This is a genomic window from Chelatococcus sp. KU-N122 (genome assembly GCF_055391085.1).
The window spans coordinates 4,685,237-4,706,796 of sequence record NZ_AP043981.1; the positions used below are offsets into that span (position 1 = coordinate 4,685,237).

A 21,560-nucleotide genomic window follows, 5' to 3' on the forward strand; every position below is an offset into this window, starting at 1 on the left:
TGGATTGCTTCGCCTATTTGACCAGCGGGCAGCCGCCCTCGGCGAGCGGCCGCACGGCCTCCTCGGCGGGGATCTCGCGCACCAGCTTGTAGTAGTCCCACGGCCCCTTCGATTCCGACGGCGCCTTGACCTCGAAGAGGTAGAACGGGCGCAGCACCCGGCCGTCCGGCCTGACCTTGCCGCCCTTGAGGATCGCGTCGTCCACCGGCAGCTCGGCCATCTTGGCCGCGACCGCCTTGGCCTCATCGGTGCCGGCCGCCTTGATAGCCTGGAGATAGTGGGTCACGGCGCTGTAGACGCCGGCATGCACCATGGTCGGCATCTTGCCGCCGCTGAGCTTGCCGAAGCGCTGCGACCAGGCGCGCGTCGCGTCGTCGAGGTCCCAGTAGAACGATTCCGTGAGCTGGATGCCCTGCGCCGTCTTCAGGCCGAGGCTGTGCACGTCGGTGATGAAGAGCAGCATCGCCGCCAGCGTCTGGCCGCCCTGCACGATGCCGAACTCGGCCGCGCCCTTGATGGTGCGGATGGTGTCGCCGCCGGCGTTGGCGAGCCCGATCACCTTGGCCTTGGAGGCCTGGGCCTGCAGCAGGAACGACGAAAAGTCGGTGCTGTTCATCGGGTGGGCGACCGAGCCGATCACCTTGCCGCCGGCCTCACGGATGTAGCGGGCGGCATCGGCCTCCATCGCCTTGCCGAAGGCGTAGTCCGCCGTGATGAAGAACCAGGTGTCGCCGCCGCTCTTCGTCACGGCGGTGGCCGTGCCCTTGGCCAGCGCGATGCTGTCGAAGGTCCATTGCGTGCCGAACGGCGAGCACGCCTTGCCGCTGATGTCCGAGCTTCCGGCCGACGAGAACATGACGATGCGGCCGCGCTGGCGCGCCACCTCCTGCACCGCCAGCGCGACCGAGGAGACGGGCACGTCGACGATCGCGTCCACATGCTCGGCGTCGTACCATTGCGCGGCGATGCCGGCGCCGATGTCCGGCTTGTTCTGGTGGTCGGCGAACACGACCTCGATCTTCTGGCCGAGGACGGCGCCGCCGAAGTCCTCGACCGCCATCTTCGCCGCCGTGACCGAGCCCTGGCCCGACAGGTCCGCATAGATGCCGGACTGGTCGTTGAGCACGCCGATCTTCACCACGCCGTCGGAGACCTGAGCCTGCGCGCTTGCTGTTAGCAGCGCCGCGCTGACGACCGTCGAGGCCAGCAGCCCCTTCCACCGTAACCGCCTCATCCGACCCTCCCATTCGGGCGCTCGCTTGCCGCGCCGATCTCTTATGTGCTATCCCTACCAACCGTTAGGGAGGGAGGCAAGGAGCAAATATGCCGCTGACGGGCGCGACCTACGACGACATCAGGCAGGCGTTCCGCTGGGAGATCCCGGAGCGCTTCAACATCGCCCAGGCGATCTGCGACCGGCACACCGGCGCGAGCCGGACGGCGCTGATCTACGAGACGACGGCCGGCGACGCCGTCGAGCTCTCGTTCGAGCACCTGCAGGAGCAGTCGCGCCGTCTGGCCAACGCCTTCACCGCCCTGGGCGTCGCCCGCGGCGACCGCGTCGGCATCCTGCTGCCGCAGTGTCCGGAGACGCTGGTCAGCCATCTGGCGGCCTACCGCATCGGCGCGGTGGCGCTGCCGCTCTTCACGCTGTTCGGGCCCGACGCGGTCGAGTACCGGCTCAACGACAGCGGCGCCAAAGCCATCGTCACCAACCAGATCGGGCTGGAAAAGCTCCTGGCGCTCAAGGACAGGCTGGCGGCGCCGGTCGCGGTCATCACCGTCGACGGCGACTGCCCGGCGGGCGTGCATGCGTTCGGCCGCCTGCTGGAGCGGGCGTCGTCGGACCACGCCATGGTGGACACGGCGGCCGAGGATCCGGCCATCATGGTCTATACGTCCGGCACCACGGGCAATCCCAAGGGCGTTCTCTACGCGCACCGGGTGCTGCTCGGCCACATGCCCGGCGTCGAGCTGCCGCACGATTTCTTTCCGCAGCCGGGGGACCGCATGTGGACGCCGGCCGACTGGGCCTGGGCGGGCGGCCTGCTCGACGTGCTGCTGCCGAGCCTGTTCCACGGCGTGCCGGTGCTGGCGCGGCGCTTCGCCAAGTTCGATGCGGACGAGGCCTTCGATCTCATCGCCCGGCACCGCATCCGCAATGCCTTCATGCCGCCCACGGCGCTCAAGATCATGCGCCAGGCCGGCGCGGCGCCGCGCACGCGGGTGACCATGCGCAGCATCGCCAGCGGCGGCGAGCGGCTGGGCGAGGAGATGCTGGCCTGGGGGCGCGAGACCTTCGGCGTCACCATCAACGAGTTCTACGGCCAGACGGAAGCCAACCTCACCGTCGGCAATTGCGCCGCGCTCATGCCACTCAAGGACGGCTCGATGGGCCGCGCCATGCCCGGCCACGAGGTCGAGATCGTCGACGAGGAGGGGCATCCGAAGCCGCCGGGGGAGGCCGGCTCGATTGCCGTGCGCGCTCCCGATCCCGTGTTCTTCCTGAAGTACTGGAACAATCCCAAGGCGACGGCGGAGAAGTTCCGCAACGGCTGGCTGCTGACCGGCGACGTCGGCCACCGCGACGAAGACGGCTACTTCTGGTTCCACGCCCGCGACGACGACGTGATCATCAGCGGCGGCTACCGCATCGGGCCGAGCGAGATCGAGGAATGCCTGATGCAGCATCCGGCCGTCGCCATGGTGGCTGCCGTGGGGGTGCCCGATGCGGTGCGCGGCGAGGTGGTCAAGGCGTTCATCGTGCCCAAGGCCGGCGTCACCACCGATGCGCAGCTGACGGCGGAGGTGCAGGCCTTCGTCAAGCAGCGCCTGTCGGCCCACGAATATCCGCGGGCCATCGAGTTCCGCGCCGATCTGCCGATGACGGTGACCGGCAAGATCCGTCGCAAGGACCTGCGCGATGAAGCGCGCTTGGAGGTGAAGCCGTGAGCGGCGAATCGGAACGGGCGGCCTCGACCGCCATGGTGCTGGACTGGCCGGATCGCGCTGTGGCGCGGCTCACCTTCGTCCGGCCGAAGGAGATGAACACGCTGACGCTCGCTTTCCTCGACGAGCTCGACTCGGGGATCGATGCGGCGATCGCCGGCGGGGCGCGGGTGCTCGTCGTCACCGGCACGGAGCGCGCCTTCTGCTGCGGCGCCCATCTCAAGTATTTCGCCGGTCCGGCCGCGCGCTTCACCGACGTATTCACGGCGCGCGACGCCTATTTCAGCCGGATCGCGCGGCTGTTCGACAAGATCGAGGCCATCGGCATTCCGGTCATTGCCGCGGTGAACGGCTATGCCCTGGGCGGCGGCTTCGAGCTGGCGCTCGCCTGCGACTTCCGCATCCTGGCCGAGGACAGCGTCGTCGGCCTGCCCGAAGCGGTGCTCGGCGCGACGCCCGGCGCCGGCGGCGTCCAGAAGCTTGCCCGGCACATCGGGCGCGGCAAGGCGATCGAATGGATCATGCTGGCGCGCCATGTCCCGGCGGCCGAGGCGGAGCGCTACGGCATCGCCTACAAGGTCGTCGCACCGGGGGACCTGGAGGCGGCGGCGCTGGCCCTGGCAGCAGACCTCATGCGCCTGAGCCCCGCGGCGCTGACCCAATGCAAGTCGTCGATCCACGTCAGCGGCGACGTCGACCTGCGCAGTGCCCGCCGCTTCGGCGTCGAGGCGCTGTCGGCGCTGGTCGGCAGCCCGGATTGGCTGGAGGGCATGTCGGCCTTCGTCGAGAAGCGGCCGCCCGACTTCGCGCCCCGCACCGGTGGAGGCGGCTGATGGGCCTCGTCTTCGACCAGTTCGTCGTCGGCACCGTCTGGCGGACGCCGCGGCGCACGATCACCGAGGCCGACATCGTCGCCTTCGCCACCCTGACCGGCGACTTCAACCCGGTGCATACGGACGAGGTCTTCGCCGCGGCGAGCGAATTCGAGGGCCGCATCGCGCACGGCCCGATGGGCATCGGCATGGCCTTCGGCCTCGCCTCGCGCCTCGATCTGATCGATGGCACCGTGGTGGCGCTGCTCGGCGTGGCCTGGGACTTCAAGGCGCCGGTGCGGCCCGGGGACACGGTCCGCGCCGTTATCGAGGTCGTCGAGGCCCGCCCCGTGTCCCGCCCGGATCGTGGGCTGGTCGGCCTCGCCTTCACCATCGAGAACCAGCACGGCAAGGCGGTGCAGCAGGGCAGCGCGCGCCTGCTCATGCGGCGCGAGCGGCCGGCGACCGCCGAATGGGGCACCGTCCCGCCCCCTGCGCCGGGCTGATGATCCACACGGGACGGCGGCGGAGGGCTGGACTTCTCCCTCGATTGTGAGATGTGGTCGGCATGAGCCCCTCAACCGCATCCGGCCGTCTGTCATCCGGCATGCACGCGAGTGCCGACGCCGACGATGCCTCGGCTGCGGCCGCGCCGACCAGCGGCTCGCGCGAAGAGATCTTCGATGCCGCGGCGCACATCCTGAGCCGCCGGGGCTACGAAGCGACGACGACTCGCGCCATCGCCCGTGCCGCCGGCATCAAGGCCGGCACCATCTATCATTACTTCGGCTCCAAGGACGACATCGTCCAGGTGGTCATCGATCGCGGCGTCGACATCGTGCACGAGGCTGTCGTGGAGGCCCTGGCGAGCGCACCCAAGGACGATCCGCGCCGGCGCCTCGCCGCGGCGATCGCGGCCCACCTGCGCTCGTCGCTGGAGTACAGCGACTACACCTCGGCCTGCATCCGCTCCTTCTCGTTCGTTCCCGAAAAGATCCGCCAGAAGAACAGTGAGCGGCGCCGCCGCTACGAGGACGTCTGGCGCGAGCTGGTGGCCGAGCTGCGCGCCGCGGGAGCATTACGCGACGATGTCTCCGCCGATTCCGTCCGCCTGCTGCTGCTCGGCGCCATGAACTGGGCCGGCGAATGGTACCGGCCCGACCGTCTCACCATCGAGCAGATCGCCGACGACTTCGCCCTGACCGTCCTCAAGTAAGGCGCGTCCGGCGGCGGCCGGGCTGCGACCCGGCCGCCAAGTCATCCCGGCATCGCCTAGAGCGGCGGACGCTCCGATGGAATCGGAGCTGCCGCTCTAGCCCTTTGTTTTAGCATCGGATTTATCCCAAAACCGGCGTCCACTTTTGGGTCCGATGCCTAATTGTTCTTGGGCCGGATCGCGTCGGCCGTGCCCTGGATGAACGCCTTGATCTTCACCACGTCCGCCGCTGTCAGCTTGCCGGTGAAATCGGGCATGCCCCGCTCCGTGAACGGGCCCTTGAAGACGATGTTATCGAGGTTCTCGATCTCCTCCCGCGGCACATAGCCGAGGTTGCGGATGTTGCCGCCGCGGTCGACGCCGGGCACGCCATGGCAGAAGGCGCAGTTGCTGATGTAGAGCAGCGTTCCGTGCGCCACGTCCGCCGGGTCGTACTTCACGCCGGAGAGCAGACTCTCCATCTGATACTCGGCGAACTTGGGCAGAGGCGCCTTGCCGCCGGCGGCGAAGGTGAACACCGTTCCCGGGCCGACCTTGTTGGTGGCGCGCGCCGCCTGGCCGTAGACACCGCCCCAGCCGACGGCGACCGACACGTACTGTTTGCCGTCCACCATGTAGGTCGCCGGCCCTGCCACGACGCCGGTGCCGGTCGGCGACTCCCACAGCTTGTCGCCGGTCTTGGCGTTGTAGGCGACGAAGCGCCCATCCGCCGTGCCTTGGAAGACGAGGTTGCCCGCCGTGGTCAGCGTGCCGCCGTTCCAGGGCGACACCTGCTCGACCCGCCACGCCTCCTTCTGCTGCACCGGATCCCAGGCGACCAAGCGTCCGAAGGGCTTGCTCATCGGTGGCGTGGCGTTGACGAACATCGCCAGGTTCCAGCCGACGCCGGAGGCCGGCTGCCCGGGCGTGTTGGCGTTGCGGACCCAGTTCTTGTCGTCCATCAGCGTGATCGGGACGTGCTGGGCGGGGATGTAGGCATAGCCGGTCTGCGGGTTGAACGACATCGGGTGCCAGTTGTGGGCGCCGTAGGGGCCGGGGATTGCCTCGAACGACTTGTCGCCGCTACGGGCCTCGGCCACCTCGATCGGACGCCCCTTGTCGTCGTAGCCCGTCGCCCAGTTCACATCGACGAAGTTCTTCGCCGAGATGAACTGGCCGTTGGTGCGATCGACGACGAAGAAGAAGCCGTTCTTGGGCGCATGCATGACCACCTTGCGGGTTGTGCCGTTGATCGGGATGTCCGCCAGGATCAGCGATTGCGTCGATGTATAGTCCCAGTTGTCGCCCGGCGTTTCCTGGTAATGCCAGACGTATTTTCCGGTATCCGGATTCAGGGCCACGATCGAGGCGAGGAACAGGTTGTCGCCGCCCGACGGGCTGCGCAGGTGGCGGCTCCACGGGGAGCCGTTGCCTGTGCCGACGTAGAGCAGGTTCAGCTCCGGATCGTACACCATGCTGTCCCACGGCGTGCCGCCGCCGCCGTTGAGCCAGTACTTGTTGGCCGGATCCCAGGTCTTGGCCGCCATGGCCATCGATTCGTCCTCGAACGGCTTGGACGGATCGCCGGGGACGGTGAACCAGCGCCACTTCTGGGCTCCGGTCTCGGCGTCGTAGGCGGTGACATAGCCGCGCACGCCGAACTCGGCACCGCCGTTGCCGATCACCACGTTGCCCTTCACGACGCGCGGCGCGCCGGTGATCGTGTAGGAGAACGACCGGTCGATGATCGTGTCCTTCTCCCACACTTTCTTGCCGGTCGCCGCGTCGATGGCGATCAGCCGGCCGTCGTAGGCGCCGACATAGACCTTGCCGCGATAGAGTGCGACGCCCCGGTTGACGACGTCGCAGCAGCCCCGGTAGCCGAGCGCCTTGTCCACCTCGGGGTCGTAGCTCCAGAGCCGCTTGCCCGTGCGCACGTCGATGGCGTGCACCACGCTCCACGACGCCGTCACGTACATCACGCCGTCGACGACCAGCGGCGTCGCTTCGACACCGCGCGTCGATTCGAGGTCATAGGTCCAGGCCAGGCCCAGCTCTTTGACGTTGGTGTCGTTGATCTGGTCGAGCTTGCTGAAACGCGTCTCGGCGTAGTCGAGCCCGTAGCTCGGCCAGTCCTTGCCGGTCGCCGCGTTGGCGGTGATCGAAGCGCCGTCGAGGCCCGTGACCGCGGTGGTTCGCGGCGCCGCGGGCTTGGCATCTTCCGCCTCGACGCGGGAGGGGGCCGTGGCCAGCAGGACGCAGGCGGCGGCCGCGAGCCCTAATCGCAGCAGGCCTGCCGAAGCAGGCTGCGAGATCGGCAACATTGGCCAGAAGCCAACGCTTTGGGCGCGCGCAAGCAGCGCGGGGACAACACGGTCCATCGTTTCCTCCCACGGTCTTCAGCGAGACCGGATTGCTGCACGATAGGATCGATTCGTCCGCCGGCAGCTTGTTTGCACCCGGGTACGGCCCTGCACCTGCAGGACGACTGCAGGACCATGCTTAGGCTGGAGTAATTCTAAGCGTGGTTGCGCGGGGCTGTCACGTGCAATCTCGTCGGCGCGCCGAAGAGCGCCCGCGGCGCATGCGGACGGCACGCTCCGCGTCAGCTGTGATGGAGGCGTTCGAACGAGCGGTATCGGTAGGGCGGCGCATCCGCCGCGGCTTCCGCTGCGGCGAGCGCAACGACGCGGTCGTGGTCGCGGCTCCTGATGCAGGCCGGGTCGACCGCGGCCGGATCGCCGGCGAGCGCCAGGGCCTGGCAGCGGCAGCCGCCCCAGTCCAGCTCCTTGCGCTCGCAGCTCCGGCACGGCTCGCGCATCCAGTCGGTGCCACGGAACGCCTCGAAGGCCGGCGAGCGCTGCCAGATATCGCCCAGGCTATGGTCGCGGACCGACCAGAAGACCAGCCCCGGAATGGTCGCCGCCGCGTGGCACGGCATGACCTCGCCGGACGGCGTCACGTTGAGCAGACGTCGCCCCCAGCCCCCCATGCAGGCCTTGGGATAGCGAGCGAAGTAGTCGGGCACGATGAAATCGATGACGAGCGCGCCGGCGAGCCGGGTGCGCGCCGCCTCGACCGCCGCGACGGATCGGGCGACATCCTCCCGGGTCGGCATGAGCGCGGCCCGGTTGGTGAGGGCCCAGCCGTAGTACTGCGTGTGCGCGATCTCCAGCCGCCGCGCCCCCACGGCGACAGCCAGCGCGATGAGCGCCTCGACCTCGCCGATGTTGCCCCGGTGGATCACCGCGTTCAGCGTCAGCGGCAGCCCCAGCCGGGCCACCGCAGCGGCGAAGGCGAGCTTCTCGGCATGGGCGCCCGCGCGGCCGGCGATACGATCGGCACAAGCTGCGTCGGCCGCCTGCACCGACAGCTGCACGTGATCGAGCCCCGCGCCGGCGAGCGCCGGCAGCCGCTCGCCGGCCGGCCCGACGCCAGAGGTGATCAGGTTGGTGTAGAGCCCGGCCGCCGCGCAATGACCGGTCAGGGCGGCGATGTCGACCCGGGCGGTGGGCTCGCCGCCGGACAGATGCACGTGCAGCACGCCGAGCTGCGCCGCCTCGTCAAAGACCCGTCGCCAACTCGCCGTGTCGAGCTCGGTGCCGCGCCGCGCCAGGTCGATCGGATTGGAGCAATAGGGGCAACGCAGCGGGCAGCGATGGGTGAGCTCGGCCAGCAGGCCGATCGGCGGCGACAGCGGCGGGTGCTCGGCGCTCATCGCTCGACGACGCGCTTGCGTGCCAGTTCGTCGAGGAGCTCGGTCACGTCGGCGAGGATGGCCTCGGGCGGCGCGTTGAACTCCTCGGCCAGCATGGCGACGATGGCATCGACCGAGCGCTGCCCGTCGACCAGCCCCAGCACCTTGACGGCGATGAGATTCAGCGCGAATGCGCGTTCCGGCGCCAGCAGCAGCACAGAGCCGCGGACCGCGTCGGTCTTCAGCCGCACGCCGGCGGGCAGGCGCGGTACATCCGTGCCCGCGAACGGGGTCATGCGCCGTCCTCCGCTGGCTGCCAGGCGCCGGGCGGAATGAGGCCCGGCTCGACATAGGCGAAGTGGAGCGCATCGAGCTGAGCCCACAGGACGTCGCACTTGAACCGCAGGGCGTCGGCCACTGCGTCCTGGGCCTCCGCCGTCGTCGCGTGGCGTTTGACGTAGTCGAGCGCAAAATCCGCGTCGCGCGGCGCCTGCGTCAGGCGGTCGTCGAAATAGGCCAGGGTCTCGCGCGAAATGAAGTCGTAGTTCGCCAGCATGCCGGCCACCCGTTGCGAGATGATCGAGGGACTGAACAGCTCCGTCAGCGACGAGGCGATCGCCTCCAGCAGTGACCGCTCCCGCACGAAATGCACGTACGCCTCGACGGCAAAGCGGGTGGCGGGCAGCGCGCCTCGCCTTGACATGACGTAGTCGCGCGGCAAGCCCAGCCCGTCGGTCAGTCTGAGCCAGCGCTCGATGCCGCCCTCGCCGGCGGCGGCGCCATCGTGGTCGATGATGCGCTGGCGCCAGATGCGCCGCAACGCCGGATCGTCCATGCGCGCGACGATCGACGCATCCTTGATGGGAATCGCCGCCTGATAGACGTAGCGGTTGAGCGCCCAGGCCCGGATCTGATCCTTCGACAGGCTGCCGCCATGCAGCAGGCCATGGAACGGATGCAGGTCGTGGTAGCGCTGCCGGCCGATCGCCCGCAGCCGCTCCTCCAATGCGTCGGGGGCGAGCAGGGCGCTCACAGCGAAACCCGCCAGCCGTCGTAGCCGATCTCCCAACCGGCCCGCTCGGCTTCCCGGCGTTCGGGCGAGCCCTCGATCAGCACCGGGTTGGTGTTGTTGATGTGGACGAACACCCGCCGGCCCACGGCCACGTCCCTCAGGGCCGCGATCGAGCCGGTTTCGCCAGCCATGGCCACATGACCCATGCGCGCTCCCGTCTTGCTGCCGACGCCTTCGGCCAGCAGCTCATCGTCACGCCAGACGGTGCCGTCGAAGAATAGCACGTCGGCGTCGGCGACACGCATCCGGACCGCTGGATCGACGACAGCGCAACCGGGAATCGAGACGATGCGGCGGCCATGGGCGGCGATGTCGATGCCCACGGTCCACCCGTCGGCGCCCCCGTCCGCGTCGCCGCCCTCCTGCCACAGCGGCACCTTGCCGGGCACGGTGAACAACGTTGCCGAGATGCCGTCGGCGGGCGTGAACGGCTCGCCCAGGCGGACCACGCGGCGCGTCACCAGCGCGGGGTCCAGCACCCGGAAGATCGGGTTCGCCTCGACGAGCCCCAGCACGGCCTCGCTGGCGTAGAGCGCGAAGGGCTGCCGCTCGCGCAGGGTCAGCAACCCGGCGATGTGATCGACATCGCCGTTGCTGAGGATCACGCCTGTAATGGGCGAGTGCCGGACGCCCGCGCGCGGCGCCAGCTCCGGCGTTGCGGCGATCTGCTGACGGAGATCGGGGGAGGCATTGACGACGATCCAGCGCTCGCCGTCGGCCGAGAGGGCCAGGCTCGACTGCGTCCGCCAGCGCACGCGCGGGTCGCCTGCCCAGGCCAGTCGGCATACGGCACACCGGCAGTTCCACTGCGGCACGCCGCCGCCAGCGGCCGAGCCGAGGAGAATGGCCTCCAGCACGCGCGGGCGACGGCGATGTTCGCCCCGCTCAGAACTCCGGCGGCAGGTCGGCGGATTCGTAGCTCGTCACTTCCATGCCGACACAGATCTCGACGGCGAGTGGCTTCTCCCAGGCCATGTCTATCCTCCGTGCGTCGCGGTTGGTATCGTTTCGGGCGACGTCGGCTTCAGCATACAACCCAAATGCGTTCCCGCAAGAGACGAGGCGGCCGCCCGTTGCGCGGGCGGCCGACCCGTTGCGCCGATCGGCGCCGCGTCAGTTGGTCAGCTGGTTGCCGGCGTAGTTGATCGAGCCGTCGCCGGTGCGCTTCCACTCGTAGACCACGTAGTCCGGCCGGGTGATGTCGCCCTTCTTGTCGTAGGCGATGTCGCCGATCACGGTCTTGAACACCTTCCCCGAGTGCATCACGTCGGCCATCTTCTTGGGGTCGAGCGACTTGGCTTCTTCCGCCGCCTGCTTGAGGATCTCGACGGCGGCGTAGCTGTAGAGGGTGTAGGCCTCCGGATCGAAGCCCTTCGCCTTGAAGCGTTCGACCACGTCCTTGGCCTGCGGGTTGCGGCGCGGATCCGGCGCGAACGTCATCAGGGTGCCCGCGGCGCCGGGGCCCGCGATCTGGGCGAACTCCTTGTCGGCGATGCCGTCGCCCGACATCAGCGGCGCCTTGAGGCCCTGATCGTTCATCTGGCGGATGATGAGGCCGGCTTCGGGATGCAGGCCGCCGAAATAGACCAGATCGACGTTGGCGGACTTGAGCTTGGAGACGAGGGCCGAATAGTCCTTCTCGCTCGGGTTGATGCCCTCGTAGAGCACCTCCTTCACGCCCTTGGCGTTCAGGGTCTTCTTGGTTTCGGTCGCCAGGCCCTGGCCGTAGGGGGTGCGGTCATGGACGATGGCGACGTTCTTGCCCTTGAACTTGTCCGCGATGTAGGTGCCGGCGATCGCGCCCTGCTGGTCATCGCGTCCGCAGGTGCGGAACGTGTTCCACATGCCGCGCTCGGTGAACTTGGGATTGGTCGACGCCGGCGTGATCTGGATGATGCCGGACTCCTCGTACACCTCCGACGCCGGGATCGAGATGCCGGAGTTGAAGTGGCCGACCACCATCTTGACGCCTTCGCTGGCGAACTTGTTGGCGACCGAGACGCCCTGCTTGGGGTCACCGGAATCGTCGCCGATCGACAGCTCCAGCTTCTGGCCGAGAATGCCGCCCTGGTCGTTGATGTCCTGGACCGCCTGCTCCGTGCCCTTGCGCAGCTGGGCGCCGAAGGCCGCGATGGAGCCCGTCAGCGGCCCGCCGACCGCGAGCTTGACCTCGGCGTGCGCCGTCGAGGCGCCGAGAAAACCCACGCCGAGCGCGAGCGCGGCCAGTACTGATCTTGTCGTCATCGTCTCCCTCCGCTTCGATTTATCGAATGTCGGTCAGTTCGCCGCCGCCCCGACAATAGATGATCCGGGCGCGGCGGCATGACTATTTTTGCAGCTTCCGGCTGCCGGCTTCCGTCCGGCTTGGGCCCGCCCGGCGTCGGTCGCCGGGCCCGGCCGTTCAGTGCCGGCCGCCCTCCAGGTAGGCCGCCTGAACTTCGGGGCTGCGCAGCAATTCAGCGCCACTGCCGGTCATGGTGATCTCGCCGTTGACCATGATGTAGCCGCGGTCGGCGAGGCGAAGGGCATGGAAGGCGTTCTGCTCGACCAGCAGCACGGTCATGCCCTCCCGCTGGTTGAGCTCGCGGATGACGTTGAAGATCTGTTTGACGATGAGCGGTGCCAGGCCCAGCGAGGGTTCGTCGAGCAGCAGCAGCCTGGGGCGGCTCATCAGCGCGCGGGCGATGGCCAGCATCTGCTGCTCGCCGCCGGAGAGCGTGCCGCCGCGCTGGTCGAGGCGCTCGCGCAGGCGCGGGAACAGCCCGCAGACGCGGTCCAGATCCTCGTCGTAGTGGGCGCCGCCCAGGACGGCCGCGCCCATTTGCAGATTCTCGCGCACCGTCATGCGCGGGAAGATGCGCCGTCCTTCCGGCGACTGCGCGATCGAGAGGCGGGCGATCTCGTGGGTCGGCAGCTGCGAGATATCGCGGCCGCCATAGACGATCGCGCCGTCCTGGGCACGGGGATTGCCGAAGATGGTCATCATCAGGGTCGACTTGCCGGCGCCGTTGGCACCGATCAGCGTGACGATCTCGCCCTCGTTGACCTCCAGGTCGATGCCCTTGAGCGCCATGATGCGCCCGTAGAAGGCCTTGACGCCCCTGATCGACAGCAGCGGCACCGGGCTCATGAGCCGACCTCCGCAGCCACCGCGGGCAACTCCTCGTCCGCGACGCCGAGGTAGGCCGCGATCACCCGCTCGTCGCGGCGCACCTCCTCGGGCGTTCCGTCGGCGATCTTGCGGCCGTAGTCGAGGACGATCACGTGGTCGGAGATCTCCATCACCACCGACATGTCGTGCTCGATGAGCAGGATCGAGGTCGGCGTGGTGCTGCGGATGTCGAGCAGAAGGTCGGTCAGCGCCGCGCTCTCGCGCGGATTGAGGCCCGCCGCCGGCTCGTCCAGGCACAGCAGGACCGGATCGGCGCACATGGCCCGCGCGATCTCCAGCCGCCGCTGGTCGCCGTAGGCCAGCTCGCCGGCCGCGACATCGGCCCGGCTCGTCAGGTTGACCTGGTCCAGCCAGTGCCGCGCCTTGTCGATGGCGGCGCGCTCGGCGGCCGGATAGCCGATGCCGAGGAGACCGAGGAAGCTCATGCCGGAGGCCCGCATCAGCGGGTTGTGCTGGGCGACCAGCAGGTTTTCCAGCACGGTCATGCCGGCGAACAGGCGGATGTTCTGGAACGTCCGCGTCACCTTGGCTTTGGCCGCGATGGCGTGGCCGGGCATGGTCTCCAGAGAGAAGCTCCGCTCGCCGCTGCGCACCGTGAGCGCCCCGCCGCTCGGCCGGTAGAAGCCGGTGATGCAGTTGAAGACGGTGGTCTTGCCGGCGCCGTTCGGGCCGATGACGGCGGTGATGTCGGAGCGGCCGACGCTGAACGACAGGTCATCGACGGCGACCAGCCCGCCGAACCGCATCACGAGGTGCTCGACCGCGAGCAGCGGGTCGTTCTGCCACCGCATCAACGCGCCTCCGCAGGGGCTGCGGCCGGCGCGCCCGCCCGGTGCAGCAGGACGCTCGGCGTGCGCTGCGAGATCAATCCGCGCGGCCGCCATACCATCATCGCCGCCATGGCGAGGCCGAAGAGCAGCAGGCGGTACTGGTTGGGGTCGAAGTGCTCGCCGAACACGACCTGCAGGACCTCGAGCCGCCGCAGCAGCTCGGGGCCCGCCACCATGGCGACCGCCGCGATGGCGACGCCCACCTGCGAGCCCATGCCGCCGAGCACCACGATCGACAGGATGATCGCCGATTCCATGAAATTGAAGCTCTCGGGGCTGACGAAGCCCTGGCGGACGGCAAAGAAGGAGCCGGCGAAGCCGCCGAACATGGCACCGATGGCGAAGGCCGTCAGCTTGGTGTTGCGGGTGTTGATGCCGAGCGCGCGGCAGGCGATCTCGTCCTCGCGCAAGGCCTCCCAGGCACGGCCGATCGGCAGCCGCCGCAGCCGGAGCGTGACCGCGTTGGTGACCAGCGCCAGCACGAGGATGAGGTAGTAGAGGAAGACGATCCGCTGCATCGGATCGAAGGTGAGCCCGAAGGTGGCGGCGAAGCCGTTGTCGCCGCTGGTGAAGGGGATGCCGAAGAACGATACCCGCGGAATCGAGGAGATGCCTGCGCTGCCGTTGGTGAGGCTCACCCAGTTGATGGCCACGAGGCGGATGATCTCGCCGAAGGCCAGCGTCACGATGGCGAGGTAGTCGCCGCGCAGCCGCAGCACCGGAAAGCCGAGCAGGATGCCGAAGAAAGCAGCCATGATGCCGGCCACCGGCAGGCAGATCCAGAACGACACGCCGAAGGTCGTCGACAGCAGGGCGTAGGAATAGGCACCGACGGCGTAGAAGGCGACATAGCCGAGGTCGAGCAGGCCGGCGAGGCCGACGACGATGTTCAGGCCCCAGCCGAGCATCAGGTAGGTCAGCACGAGAATGCCGAGATCGATCCAGTAGCGCGCGGCGCTCAGGCCGCCGAACGCGTAGGCCGCCAGAAACGGGAAGGCGACCGCCGCGCCAACGAGCGCAATGCCGAGGAGACCGGCGACCCGGCCGAACGCCGTCCTGTCGGCGGTCGTGCGGACGGGGGGCGCCTCGATCGCGGCGGGTCGCGGACGGCTTCGGCGCCATGCCAGGCGGACGAAGGCGAGCGCCAGGCGACCGAAGAAGACGATGGCACAGGCGGCCACCACGAGCGGCACCCGCGGGGTCAGGACCAGCTCGTTGTTGGAGCCGACGTCCGAGCGGAGCAGCAGGATCGGGAAGGAGAGGCCGAGCATCACCAGCGCGGCCAGGGCGGCATCCTTGGCCGCGGCGATCATGCCGCCCTCGGGCTTTCCCGCGTGGGGAACGGCGTGCGCGCCATCACGAGCGGGCGCCGGCCGGTCCGGACGGTCTGCGGCTGTCGTCGCACGGGCGAGATTGGTCATCGCGGAACGCTCACACCTTCTCGACTTCCGGGCGTCCGAGCAGTCCGGTGGGCATGAAGATCAGCACGACAATGAGAATGGCGAAGGCGGCGACGTCCTTGTACTCGATCGAGAAGTAGGACGACCACATGGTCTCCACGAGGCCGATGATGAGCCCCCCGACGACGGCGCCCGGCAGCGAGCCGATGCCGCCGAGAACGGCCGCGGTGAAGGCCTTGATGCCGGGAACGAAGCCATCGGAAAAGGACACGACGCCATAGTAGAGGAGGTAGAGCGTGCCGGCGACGGCGGCGAGCGCTGCGCCCATCACGAAGGTGAGCGAGATGGTGCGGTCGACGTTGATGCCGAGCAGGGCGGCCATGCGCCGGTCCTGCTCGCAGGCGCGCTGCGCCCGGCCGAGCGGCGTCTTCTGCACCACGTACCAGAAGATCGCCAGCAGGACGGCGGTCACCGCCATGATGATCAGCTGCTTGTAGGAAATGGTCGCATCGTAGTGCCCGTCGGTGAACAGCACGATGACGTCGCCGACCATCGGCGGCGTCGGCTTGGGCCGGGCGCCCTGCGTGACCTGGATCAGGTTGGGCAGGAAGATCGAGATGCCGATCGCCGAGATCAGCGGGGCGAGGCGGAACGAGCCGCGCAGGGGGCGGTAGGCCAGCCGCTCGATGGTCCAGCCCCAAAGCCCGGTCAGGCCCATGGACATGACCATGACGATCAGCAGGGAGAGGATGACCGCGCCGGCGCCCAGCACGGCGTTCACGAACAGAAAGAGCAGCAGCGCGATGAAGCACGAGACCATGAACACATCGCCGTGGGCGAAGTTCACCATGCCGATAATGCCGAAGACGAGAGTATAACCGATGGCGATGAGGCCGTAGATGGAGCCCAAGGTAAGCCCGTTCACCAATTGCTGAACGAAATCTGCCATTCTCCAGCCGTCCCTCTGACAAAACCCGCTAGCAGGGGGCGGAGGTCAATGCGCCCCACCGTGAGCCCTGCCGGTTGCACTTCCGCAGCAAACCTCAGACCAAGTGTAGCAAGCCTCAGACCAAGTACCGCTCCCCGTTTGTCTTATCCTGCCTGCGCGCGCGATGCCAAGCGATCGGCCCGATTTTTGCCGGGAAGAGATGATCCAGGCTCCGCTGCGGGCCGCACATCCGGCGAGGCCGGGATGGGGGGCTGCGGCACACCCGAGCGGCCGAAGCTCGGCTGGACGAACGCGAGGTCCGAGCCATTCCGGGCGCAGCGTGCTATAAGGCAATGCTGCCAACGGTGTCGGGGCGCCGGTGGTCAGGAGGTTGAAGCGGTCCATGTCGAGTGCCGAGCCCTCCATTCCGGATTTCTTTCGCACGGCGCCTCCGGCTGGCGCCGACGGCGTTTGGGCCGAGGGCCCCGTCGATGCGGCGTCCCTGGCCGAGATTATCGATTCGCTGCCGGTGCTGATCGCCTTCATCGACCGGGATTTCGTCTATCGCTTCGCCAATGCGGCTTACCGGGACTGGTTCCACCGTCCGCCGCAGGAGATCGTCGGCAAGCCGGTGACGGATCTGGTCGGGCCGATCGGCTTCGCCGAGCGGCTGCCGGCGATGCGGCGTGCGCTCGAGGGCGAGCCGACGACGGTCGAGCTCTACATTCCCCATGCCGACGGGCGGTCGCGCTGGGGTGAATGCCGGCTGACGCCGCGGCGCACCGAGGCCGGCGAGGTGGACGGCTTCTTCCTGTTCGTGGTCGAGAGCACCAAGCGGCGGCTGGCGGAGGACGCGCTGCGCCAGAGCGAGGAGCGCTTCAGAAGCCTTGCCCGGCACATCCCGATGCCGATCTGGATGGAGCGCGTCGACGGGCGGCTCGGCTTCATCAACCAGGCCTATGTCGACTTTGTCGGACTGACCCACGAACAGGTGCTCCAGACCAACTGGCGCAGCGGCGTCCACCGCGACGACCTGCCCGGCGTGCTCGCGGCGATCGAGGCCGGCCGCGCCTCGCTGAGGCTGTGCGAGATGGAAGCACGGGTCATGCGCTGCGATGGGCAATGGCGTTGGCTGCGCGCCGCCATGCAGCCGGTGTTCGGCCCCACCGGCGAGCTGGAAGGCTACATCGCCGCCGCCCACGACCTGACGGAGGCCAAGCAGGCGGAAACCGACCTTCGGCGCGCCAACGCACAGCTCGAGGAGCGGATCCAGGAGCGGACGCGCGAGCGCGACCGCCTGTGGCGAACGTCGAAGGACATCCTCGTCGTGGCCGACCGCGACGGCCGCTGGCTCGATGTCAACCCGGCCGCCGAGCGCTCCCTAGGGTGGAGCCGCAAGGAACTGATCGGCCGCACGTCGGAATGGCTGGAGCCGGCGGAGGACCGGGCGCAGTCGCGGGCCGAGCTGCTCTTGCATCTGTCGGGCGAGAGCCACGGCACCTACGAGAACCGGCTCGTCACGCGCGGGGGGGCTGCCTCTGGATTTCCTGGTCGGCGGTTCAGGATGGCGACGTCCTCTATTGTATCGGCCGCGACGTCTCCGCCCAGAAGCAGGCTGCGGCGGAGCTCGAAGCAGCGCAAGCCCAACTGCGCGAAGCGCAGAAGATGGAGGCGATCGGCCAGCTGACCGGCGGCATCGCGCACGACTTCAACAACATGCTGACCGCGATGATCGGCTCGCTCGACCTGATGCGGCGCAAGCTCGAGAGCGGCCGGGTCTACGAGGTCGGCCGCTATATCGCCACGGCCACCGCTTCGGCCGAGCGCGCGGCGGCATTGACCCAACGGCTGCTCGCGTTCTCGCGGCGCCAGGCGCTCAATCCGCAGCCGATCGACGTCAACCAGCTGGTTCGTTCGATGAGCGACTTGCTGGGCCGCACGCTCGGCGAATCGATCGAGGTCAGGCCCCTGCTCGGTCGCGACGTGTGGAGGGCTTACACCGACGCCAATCAGCTCGAGGCGGCGATCCTCAACATCGCGCTCAACGCCCGTGACGCCATGCCCGCCGGCGGCATGCTGCGGATCGAGACGGCCAATGTCGAGGCGACGTGCAGCGTGGGCACCGACGGGGATTGTGCGCCCGGTCCGTATGTCCTCATCGCCCTGTCCGATACGGGCATGGGCATGGACGCCCAGGTGCTCAACCGCGTGTTCGAGCCCTTCTTCACGACCAAGCCCTTTGGGCAGGGGACCGGACTCGGTCTGTCGATGGTCTACGGCTTCGTGAAGCAGTCGGGCGGTCACGTCAGCATCGACAGCGAGGGCGGCAGCGGCACCACGGTCAAGCTGTTCCTGCCGCGCTTTGGCCGCAACGGCGATGGCGGCCGGGCCGATGCCGGCCCGCCCTGAGCATCGGCCTACGTCGCGTCGGCCTCGTCGAGCAGAAAGTCCAGGACGGCGCGGGTAAAGGCCTCCGCCTGCTCGACGTTGGACAGGTGCGCCGCATCGAGCTCGATGACGCGGGCACCGGTGATCTGCTGAGCGATGAAGCGGCCGGCCGCCGGCGGCGTGCCCGGGTCGTGGGCGCCGACGATGACCAGCACCGGGTTGCGGGCTCCGCCGATGACGGCGCGCAGGTCCATGTCGCGCAGCGCCGCCGAGCAGGCGGCAAAGCCCGCGGGACGCGTCGCCAGGACCAGGGCCCGAATACCATCGACCACGTCGGGGCGAGCTGCACGGAACCCTGGTGTAAACCAGCGCGCCATGGTCGCCTCGACGACCGACTCCATGCCCGCCTGGCGTACGAGGCGGATGCGATCGTTCAGGCTGTCCGGGGGGCCGGCCACGGCCGCGGTATTGGCGAGCACCACGCGCCCGAGCCGGTGTTGCGCGTGCGCCAGCAGCCATTGTCCGACCATGCCGCCCATGGACAGGCCGCACCAATGGGCACGTTCGATGTGCAGCGCATCGAGAAGATCCAGCGCATCGCGGCCGAGCCGATCGATGCTGAAGGGGCTGGCCGGCCCGTCCGAGCCGCCGTGGCCGCGCGCGTCGTACCGGATCACCCGGAAGCGCTGCGCCAACGCGCCGAGCTGAGGCTCCCACATGGACAGGTCGGCCGCCAGCGAGTGGGCCATGACCAGGGCGGGCGCGGTCGCAGGACCGTCGATCACCGCATGGAAGCGGCCTGCGGCGGTCTCGAACATCGGCATGGGTACCTCCTGTTGTCACGTCGACGATATGGATGCCCGCTCCGCCGCCATGCTAGGCTTGCGTAAAGCTCACCGTTTGCGGTGAGCGTCTGTTCTTAGACCGGCGGACCTCAAGGAGCGAAGCAATGGCGATGACGATGACGGGCGAGGTGGTGTTGTCCGCCGATCGGGACACCGTTTGGGCCAAGCTGAACGACGCCGAGGTGCTGAAATCATGTATCCCCGGATGCGAGGCGCTCGAGAAGGTGAGCGATACCGAGTTCAGGGCGACCGCGAAGGTCAAGGTTGGCCCGGTCAAAGCGACGTTCAAGGGCAGGGTTGAGCTGAGCGACATCAAGCCCCCCGAGAGCTACCGCATCACCGGCGAGGGAGAAGGCGGCGTCGCCGGTTTCGCGAAGGGCGGCGCGCTCGTGACCCTCACGGAAGTGGAGGCGGGAACGCGCCTCGCCTACGAGGTGGAAACGCAGATCGGCGGCAAGCTGGCGCAGCTCGGCGGCCGGCTGGTGAACGGGGTCGCCAAGAACTACGCCGACGGCTTCTTCGAAAACCTCGCCAAAGCCGTATCGGCCCCCGCCGCGTAGAGCGATCTCCCCATCGAGCGGGTGCTCCCGGCCGAGAAGGGCGCTCCGGATTCAATGGCTTGAACCATTCTTGCCGATCGGGCGATCGCCTCTCATGGGGCTAGGCCGCGGATCTGTGCCGCCTCCGACGTTTTGTGTTTCGCCAGATAGGCGAGTACAACATGACAGACCCGCTCAGCGCGCAGGGATTCGGCGGAACCAAGTACATTGAGCGGACATTTCGGGCTATGGAGCCGTGCGGCTGGGGGGAAAGCCGGGCGTGCGCCCCACGGCATGGGCGACGGCTGGGCGGTCGTATTCCGCTCTGCGGGAAAATTGGCTCCGCGAAACGTTAACTGAATGATTCGACAACGGTATCGTCTCGGCTATCCGGTCCCCGGGGTATCCGGTAGTGTTGCAGAGGCACGCAAGGGGGGGCGTTGACAGTCATGCATCTCGACTCGGCCACCCTGTTGATCGCGAGTTTCTTTACGACCTTGGTGCAGGGCCTGCTGCTGATTTTCTTCTGGTGGCAGGATCGGAAGGTCAAGGCGTTGGGCGTCTGGGGGCTGGCGTTCATCGTCGGCAGCATCGGCATCGCGCTGTTCGCCGGCCGTGGCGTCATCCCCGACGCGCTCTCGATGATCGTCGCCAATGCGCTGATCCTGGTGGCCTACGGTTGCTGCTGGGCGGGCGTCCGACTGTTCGAAGGGCTGCGCACGAGCATCCTGGCAGTCTTGGCGTCGCCGGTCATTTGGGTGTTGTCCTGCCTGGACGAGCGCATCCTCGGTTCGCAGCCGGCGCGCACGGCGATCATGTCCGTGCTGATTGCCGTGCTGACCGGGGCGTCGGCCGTGGAATTCTGGCGCGGCCGGGGCGAGCGGCTGTCGTCGCGCCGCCCGCTCATCGCGCTGTTTTCGGCATGTTCGGTCATCTTCGCCGTCCGCAGCGCCTACGGCAGCCTGTTGCCTTATCCGATCGGAGCTGAGCCGCCGGCCGGCACCGCCTGGTATGCCGCGTTTGCATTTTTCATCTTCATATCGATCTCGGTGATGGCGTTCCTGTTCGTGGCGCTGTCGAAGGAGCGGATCGAAGTCAGTCAGCGCCACAACGCGGCGGTCGATCCGGTGACCGGCGTGCTGCGTCGGGGCGCCTTCATGTTGCAGGGGGCCCGCTTGGTGGCGCGCTATGCGACCGAGCGGCGTCCGGTCTGCCTGTTGCTCATCGATCTCGGTATTCCGTCGGACGGCTCGGCTGACGATACGGCGTTGCATCGATTTGCCGAGCAGACGCTCGGCTTTCTCAAGCCGAACGACCTGATGTCCCGCATGGGACGTACGGAATTTGCGTGCGTGCTGGCAAACATAACGCACAACGACGCCGTCTCGATCGGCGAAAGCATTCACGCGATGGCCGGCGTCGATCGGGTGCTCGCGTCCAAGGCGCGGGTGCATATCGGCGTCGCGAGCTCCACCCAGGTTGGCCATGACCTGCGGGCGCTCGTCGAAGCGGCGGATGCCGCGATGGAGCACGGCAGGCAGCGCGGCGAAGGCGTCGTGCTCTATCACCCCTCGCTCGAGCGCGTCGCCGACGAGCCGGTCGCCGGTGCCGCCGGCCGCGTCATTCCCTTCACGAGCCGGGACCGGGTCTGGCATCGGTAGCGTCGGCTGGCTCTGCTGCTCTTGCCTCGCCCCTCGTCAGCGTTTCAACGCCCGCGCCCGTTTCCCTCCCGA

General features: G+C 68.4%; 19 protein-coding genes and 1 pseudogene. 8 read left to right on the forward strand and 12 right to left on the reverse strand.

What is annotated here, in order from left to right; all coding sequences use genetic code 11:
- Window positions 1-13 precede the first annotated feature (13 nt).
- Entirely contained in the window at window positions 14-1,234 is a 1,221-nt protein-coding gene (locus ACZ5PO_RS21110; protein WP_464183687.1) for an ABC transporter substrate-binding protein, read from the reverse strand.
- An 89-nt stretch (window positions 1,235-1,323) separates the two neighbouring features.
- Between ACZ5PO_RS21110 and ACZ5PO_RS21115 the strand changes: the two genes are divergently transcribed.
- From ACZ5PO_RS21115 to ACZ5PO_RS21130, 4 genes are all read left to right on the forward strand, one after another.
- Window positions 1,324-2,952: an acyl-CoA synthetase gene (locus ACZ5PO_RS21115; RefSeq protein ID WP_464183689.1), complete on the forward strand. Its 1,629-nt coding sequence runs from the start codon at window positions 1,324-1,326 to the stop codon at window positions 2,950-2,952.
- Complete coding sequence (locus ACZ5PO_RS21120; protein WP_464183692.1) at window positions 2,949-3,782, forward strand: enoyl-CoA hydratase/isomerase family protein; 834 nt, start codon at window positions 2,949-2,951, stop codon at window positions 3,780-3,782. Before ACZ5PO_RS21115 ends, ACZ5PO_RS21120 begins: the two co-directional genes overlap by 4 nt.
- Entirely contained in the window at window positions 3,782-4,267 is a 486-nt protein-coding gene (locus tag ACZ5PO_RS21125) for a MaoC/PaaZ C-terminal domain-containing protein (RefSeq protein WP_464183693.1), read from the forward strand. The genes ACZ5PO_RS21120 and ACZ5PO_RS21125 overlap by 1 nt, the downstream gene beginning before the upstream one ends.
- Window positions 4,268-4,329: 62 nt before the next feature.
- The gene (locus ACZ5PO_RS21130) at window positions 4,330-4,977 is read left to right on the forward strand and encodes a TetR/AcrR family transcriptional regulator (protein WP_464183695.1); all 648 of its coding nucleotides are present in this window, start codon (window positions 4,330-4,332) and stop codon (window positions 4,975-4,977) included.
- A 158-nt stretch (window positions 4,978-5,135) separates the two neighbouring features.
- Here the strand turns inward: ACZ5PO_RS21130 and ACZ5PO_RS21135 are convergent, their stop codons facing one another.
- The 10 genes and pseudogenes from ACZ5PO_RS21135 to ACZ5PO_RS21180 all read right to left on the reverse strand — a co-directional run bounded on the left by ACZ5PO_RS21135 (window position 5,136) and on the right by ACZ5PO_RS21180 (window position 16,076).
- A complete protein-coding gene (locus ACZ5PO_RS21135) occupies window positions 5,136-7,337 on the reverse strand; it encodes a PQQ-dependent dehydrogenase, methanol/ethanol family (protein WP_464183696.1) in 2,202 nt (733 codons plus the stop codon).
- A 224-nt stretch (window positions 7,338-7,561) separates the two neighbouring features.
- Window positions 7,562-8,674 carry a pyrroloquinoline quinone biosynthesis protein PqqE gene (pqqE, locus tag ACZ5PO_RS21140; RefSeq protein ID WP_464183697.1) on the reverse strand — a complete coding sequence of 371 codons (1,113 nt, stop codon included), beginning with the start codon at window positions 8,672-8,674 and terminating at the stop codon, window positions 7,562-7,564.
- Window positions 8,671-9,722, reverse strand: a pseudogene (pqqC, locus tag ACZ5PO_RS21145) (pyrroloquinoline-quinone synthase PqqC). The gene pqqE and the pseudogene pqqC overlap by 4 nt, the downstream one beginning before the upstream one ends.
- Window positions 9,683-10,579 carry a pyrroloquinoline quinone biosynthesis protein PqqB gene (gene pqqB, locus ACZ5PO_RS21150; protein WP_464196966.1) on the reverse strand — a complete coding sequence of 299 codons (897 nt, stop codon included), beginning with the start codon at window positions 10,577-10,579 and terminating at the stop codon, window positions 9,683-9,685. Before pqqB ends, pqqC begins: the two are co-directional and overlap by 40 nt.
- A 31-nt stretch (window positions 10,580-10,610) precedes the next feature.
- Complete coding sequence (gene pqqA, locus ACZ5PO_RS21155; protein WP_464183698.1) at window positions 10,611-10,700, reverse strand: pyrroloquinoline quinone precursor peptide PqqA; 90 nt, start codon at window positions 10,698-10,700, stop codon at window positions 10,611-10,613.
- A gap of 138 nt (window positions 10,701-10,838) precedes the next feature.
- Window positions 10,839-11,969, reverse strand: coding sequence for a branched-chain amino acid ABC transporter substrate-binding protein (locus ACZ5PO_RS21160; protein WP_464183699.1), 1,131 nt, complete (start codon window positions 11,967-11,969; stop codon window positions 10,839-10,841).
- Between the two features lie 157 nt (window positions 11,970-12,126).
- A complete protein-coding gene (locus ACZ5PO_RS21165; RefSeq protein WP_464183700.1) occupies window positions 12,127-12,855 on the reverse strand; it encodes an ABC transporter ATP-binding protein in 729 nt (242 codons plus the stop codon).
- Entirely contained in the window at window positions 12,852-13,688 is an 837-nt protein-coding gene (locus ACZ5PO_RS21170) for an ABC transporter ATP-binding protein (RefSeq protein WP_464183701.1), read from the reverse strand. Before ACZ5PO_RS21170 ends, ACZ5PO_RS21165 begins: the two co-directional genes overlap by 4 nt.
- On the reverse strand, window positions 13,688-15,148 hold the full coding sequence (livM, locus tag ACZ5PO_RS21175) for a high-affinity branched-chain amino acid ABC transporter permease LivM (RefSeq protein WP_464183704.1): 1,461 nt from the start codon (window positions 15,146-15,148) through the stop codon (window positions 13,688-13,690). The genes ACZ5PO_RS21170 and livM overlap by 1 nt, the downstream gene beginning before the upstream one ends.
- A 10-nt stretch (window positions 15,149-15,158) precedes the next feature.
- Window positions 15,159-16,076 (reverse strand): branched-chain amino acid ABC transporter permease, encoded by a 918-nt coding sequence (locus tag ACZ5PO_RS21180; protein ID WP_464183705.1) that lies wholly within the window; start codon window positions 16,074-16,076, stop codon window positions 15,159-15,161.
- Window positions 16,077-16,458: 382 nt separating this feature from the next.
- Between ACZ5PO_RS21180 and ACZ5PO_RS21185 the strand changes: the two genes are divergently transcribed.
- Together ACZ5PO_RS21185 and ACZ5PO_RS21190 are read left to right on the forward strand one after the other, a co-directional pair.
- Complete coding sequence (locus ACZ5PO_RS21185) at window positions 16,459-17,742, forward strand: PAS domain-containing protein (protein ID WP_464183706.1); 1,284 nt, start codon at window positions 16,459-16,461, stop codon at window positions 17,740-17,742.
- Entirely contained in the window at window positions 17,721-18,464 is a 744-nt protein-coding gene (locus ACZ5PO_RS21190; RefSeq protein ID WP_464183708.1) for an ATP-binding protein, read from the forward strand. Before ACZ5PO_RS21185 ends, ACZ5PO_RS21190 begins: the two co-directional genes overlap by 22 nt.
- Before the next feature lie 8 nt (window positions 18,465-18,472).
- Here the strand turns inward: ACZ5PO_RS21190 and pcaD are convergent, their stop codons facing one another.
- Window positions 18,473-19,267, reverse strand: a complete 795-nt coding sequence (gene pcaD / locus ACZ5PO_RS21195; protein WP_464183709.1) for a 3-oxoadipate enol-lactonase — start codon at window positions 19,265-19,267, stop codon at window positions 18,473-18,475.
- Between the two features lie 125 nt (window positions 19,268-19,392).
- On the opposite strand from pcaD, the gene ACZ5PO_RS21200 reads away from it, so the two are divergent.
- Together ACZ5PO_RS21200 and ACZ5PO_RS21205 are read left to right on the forward strand one after the other, a co-directional pair.
- The gene (locus ACZ5PO_RS21200; protein WP_464183710.1) at window positions 19,393-19,848 is read left to right on the forward strand and encodes a CoxG family protein; all 456 of its coding nucleotides are present in this window, start codon (window positions 19,393-19,395) and stop codon (window positions 19,846-19,848) included.
- 620 nt (window positions 19,849-20,468) lie between these two features.
- Window positions 20,469-21,488: a GGDEF domain-containing protein gene (locus ACZ5PO_RS21205; protein WP_464183712.1), complete on the forward strand. Its 1,020-nt coding sequence runs from the start codon at window positions 20,469-20,471 to the stop codon at window positions 21,486-21,488.
- The last annotated feature ends 72 nt before the right edge of the window (window positions 21,489-21,560 follow it).

What these genes read in the sequence shown, in the direction of transcription:
- ACZ5PO_RS21110 (WP_464183687.1), bottom strand. Translation starts at nt 1,234, where the DNA reads ATGAGGCGGTTACGGTGGAAGGGGCTGCTGGCCTCGACGGTCGTCAGC.
- ACZ5PO_RS21115 (WP_464183689.1), top strand. Translation starts at nt 1,324, where the DNA reads ATGCCGCTGACGGGCGCGACCTACGACGACATCAGGCAGGCGTTCCGC.
- ACZ5PO_RS21125 (WP_464183693.1), top strand. Translation starts at nt 3,782, where the DNA reads ATGGGCCTCGTCTTCGACCAGTTCGTCGTCGGCACCGTCTGGCGGACG.
- ACZ5PO_RS21130 (WP_464183695.1), top strand. Translation starts at nt 4,330, where the DNA reads ATGAGCCCCTCAACCGCATCCGGCCGTCTGTCATCCGGCATGCACGCG.
- ACZ5PO_RS21135 (WP_464183696.1), bottom strand. Translation starts at nt 7,337, where the DNA reads ATGGACCGTGTTGTCCCCGCGCTGCTTGCGCGCGCCCAAAGCGTTGGC.
- pqqE (WP_464183697.1), bottom strand. Translation starts at nt 8,674, where the DNA reads ATGAGCGCCGAGCACCCGCCGCTGTCGCCGCCGATCGGCCTGCTGGCC.
- pqqA (WP_464183698.1), bottom strand. Translation starts at nt 10,700, where the DNA reads ATGGCCTGGGAGAAGCCACTCGCCGTCGAGATCTGTGTCGGCATGGAA.
- ACZ5PO_RS21160 (WP_464183699.1), bottom strand. Translation starts at nt 11,969, where the DNA reads ATGACGACAAGATCAGTACTGGCCGCGCTCGCGCTCGGCGTGGGTTTT.
- ACZ5PO_RS21165 (WP_464183700.1), bottom strand. Translation starts at nt 12,855, where the DNA reads ATGAGCCCGGTGCCGCTGCTGTCGATCAGGGGCGTCAAGGCCTTCTAC.
- ACZ5PO_RS21170 (WP_464183701.1), bottom strand. Translation starts at nt 13,688, where the DNA reads ATGCGGTGGCAGAACGACCCGCTGCTCGCGGTCGAGCACCTCGTGATG.
- livM (WP_464183704.1), bottom strand. Translation starts at nt 15,148, where the DNA reads ATGACCAATCTCGCCCGTGCGACGACAGCCGCAGACCGTCCGGACCGG.
- ACZ5PO_RS21180 (WP_464183705.1), bottom strand. Translation starts at nt 16,076, where the DNA reads ATGGCAGATTTCGTTCAGCAATTGGTGAACGGGCTTACCTTGGGCTCC.
- ACZ5PO_RS21185 (WP_464183706.1), top strand. Translation starts at nt 16,459, where the DNA reads ATGTCGAGTGCCGAGCCCTCCATTCCGGATTTCTTTCGCACGGCGCCT.
- ACZ5PO_RS21190 (WP_464183708.1), top strand. Translation starts at nt 17,721, where the DNA reads ATGGAGGCGATCGGCCAGCTGACCGGCGGCATCGCGCACGACTTCAAC.
- pcaD (WP_464183709.1), bottom strand. Translation starts at nt 19,267, where the DNA reads ATGCCGATGTTCGAGACCGCCGCAGGCCGCTTCCATGCGGTGATCGAC.
- ACZ5PO_RS21200 (WP_464183710.1), top strand. Translation starts at nt 19,393, where the DNA reads ATGGCGATGACGATGACGGGCGAGGTGGTGTTGTCCGCCGATCGGGAC.
- ACZ5PO_RS21205 (WP_464183712.1), top strand. Translation starts at nt 20,469, where the DNA reads ATGATCGTCGCCAATGCGCTGATCCTGGTGGCCTACGGTTGCTGCTGG.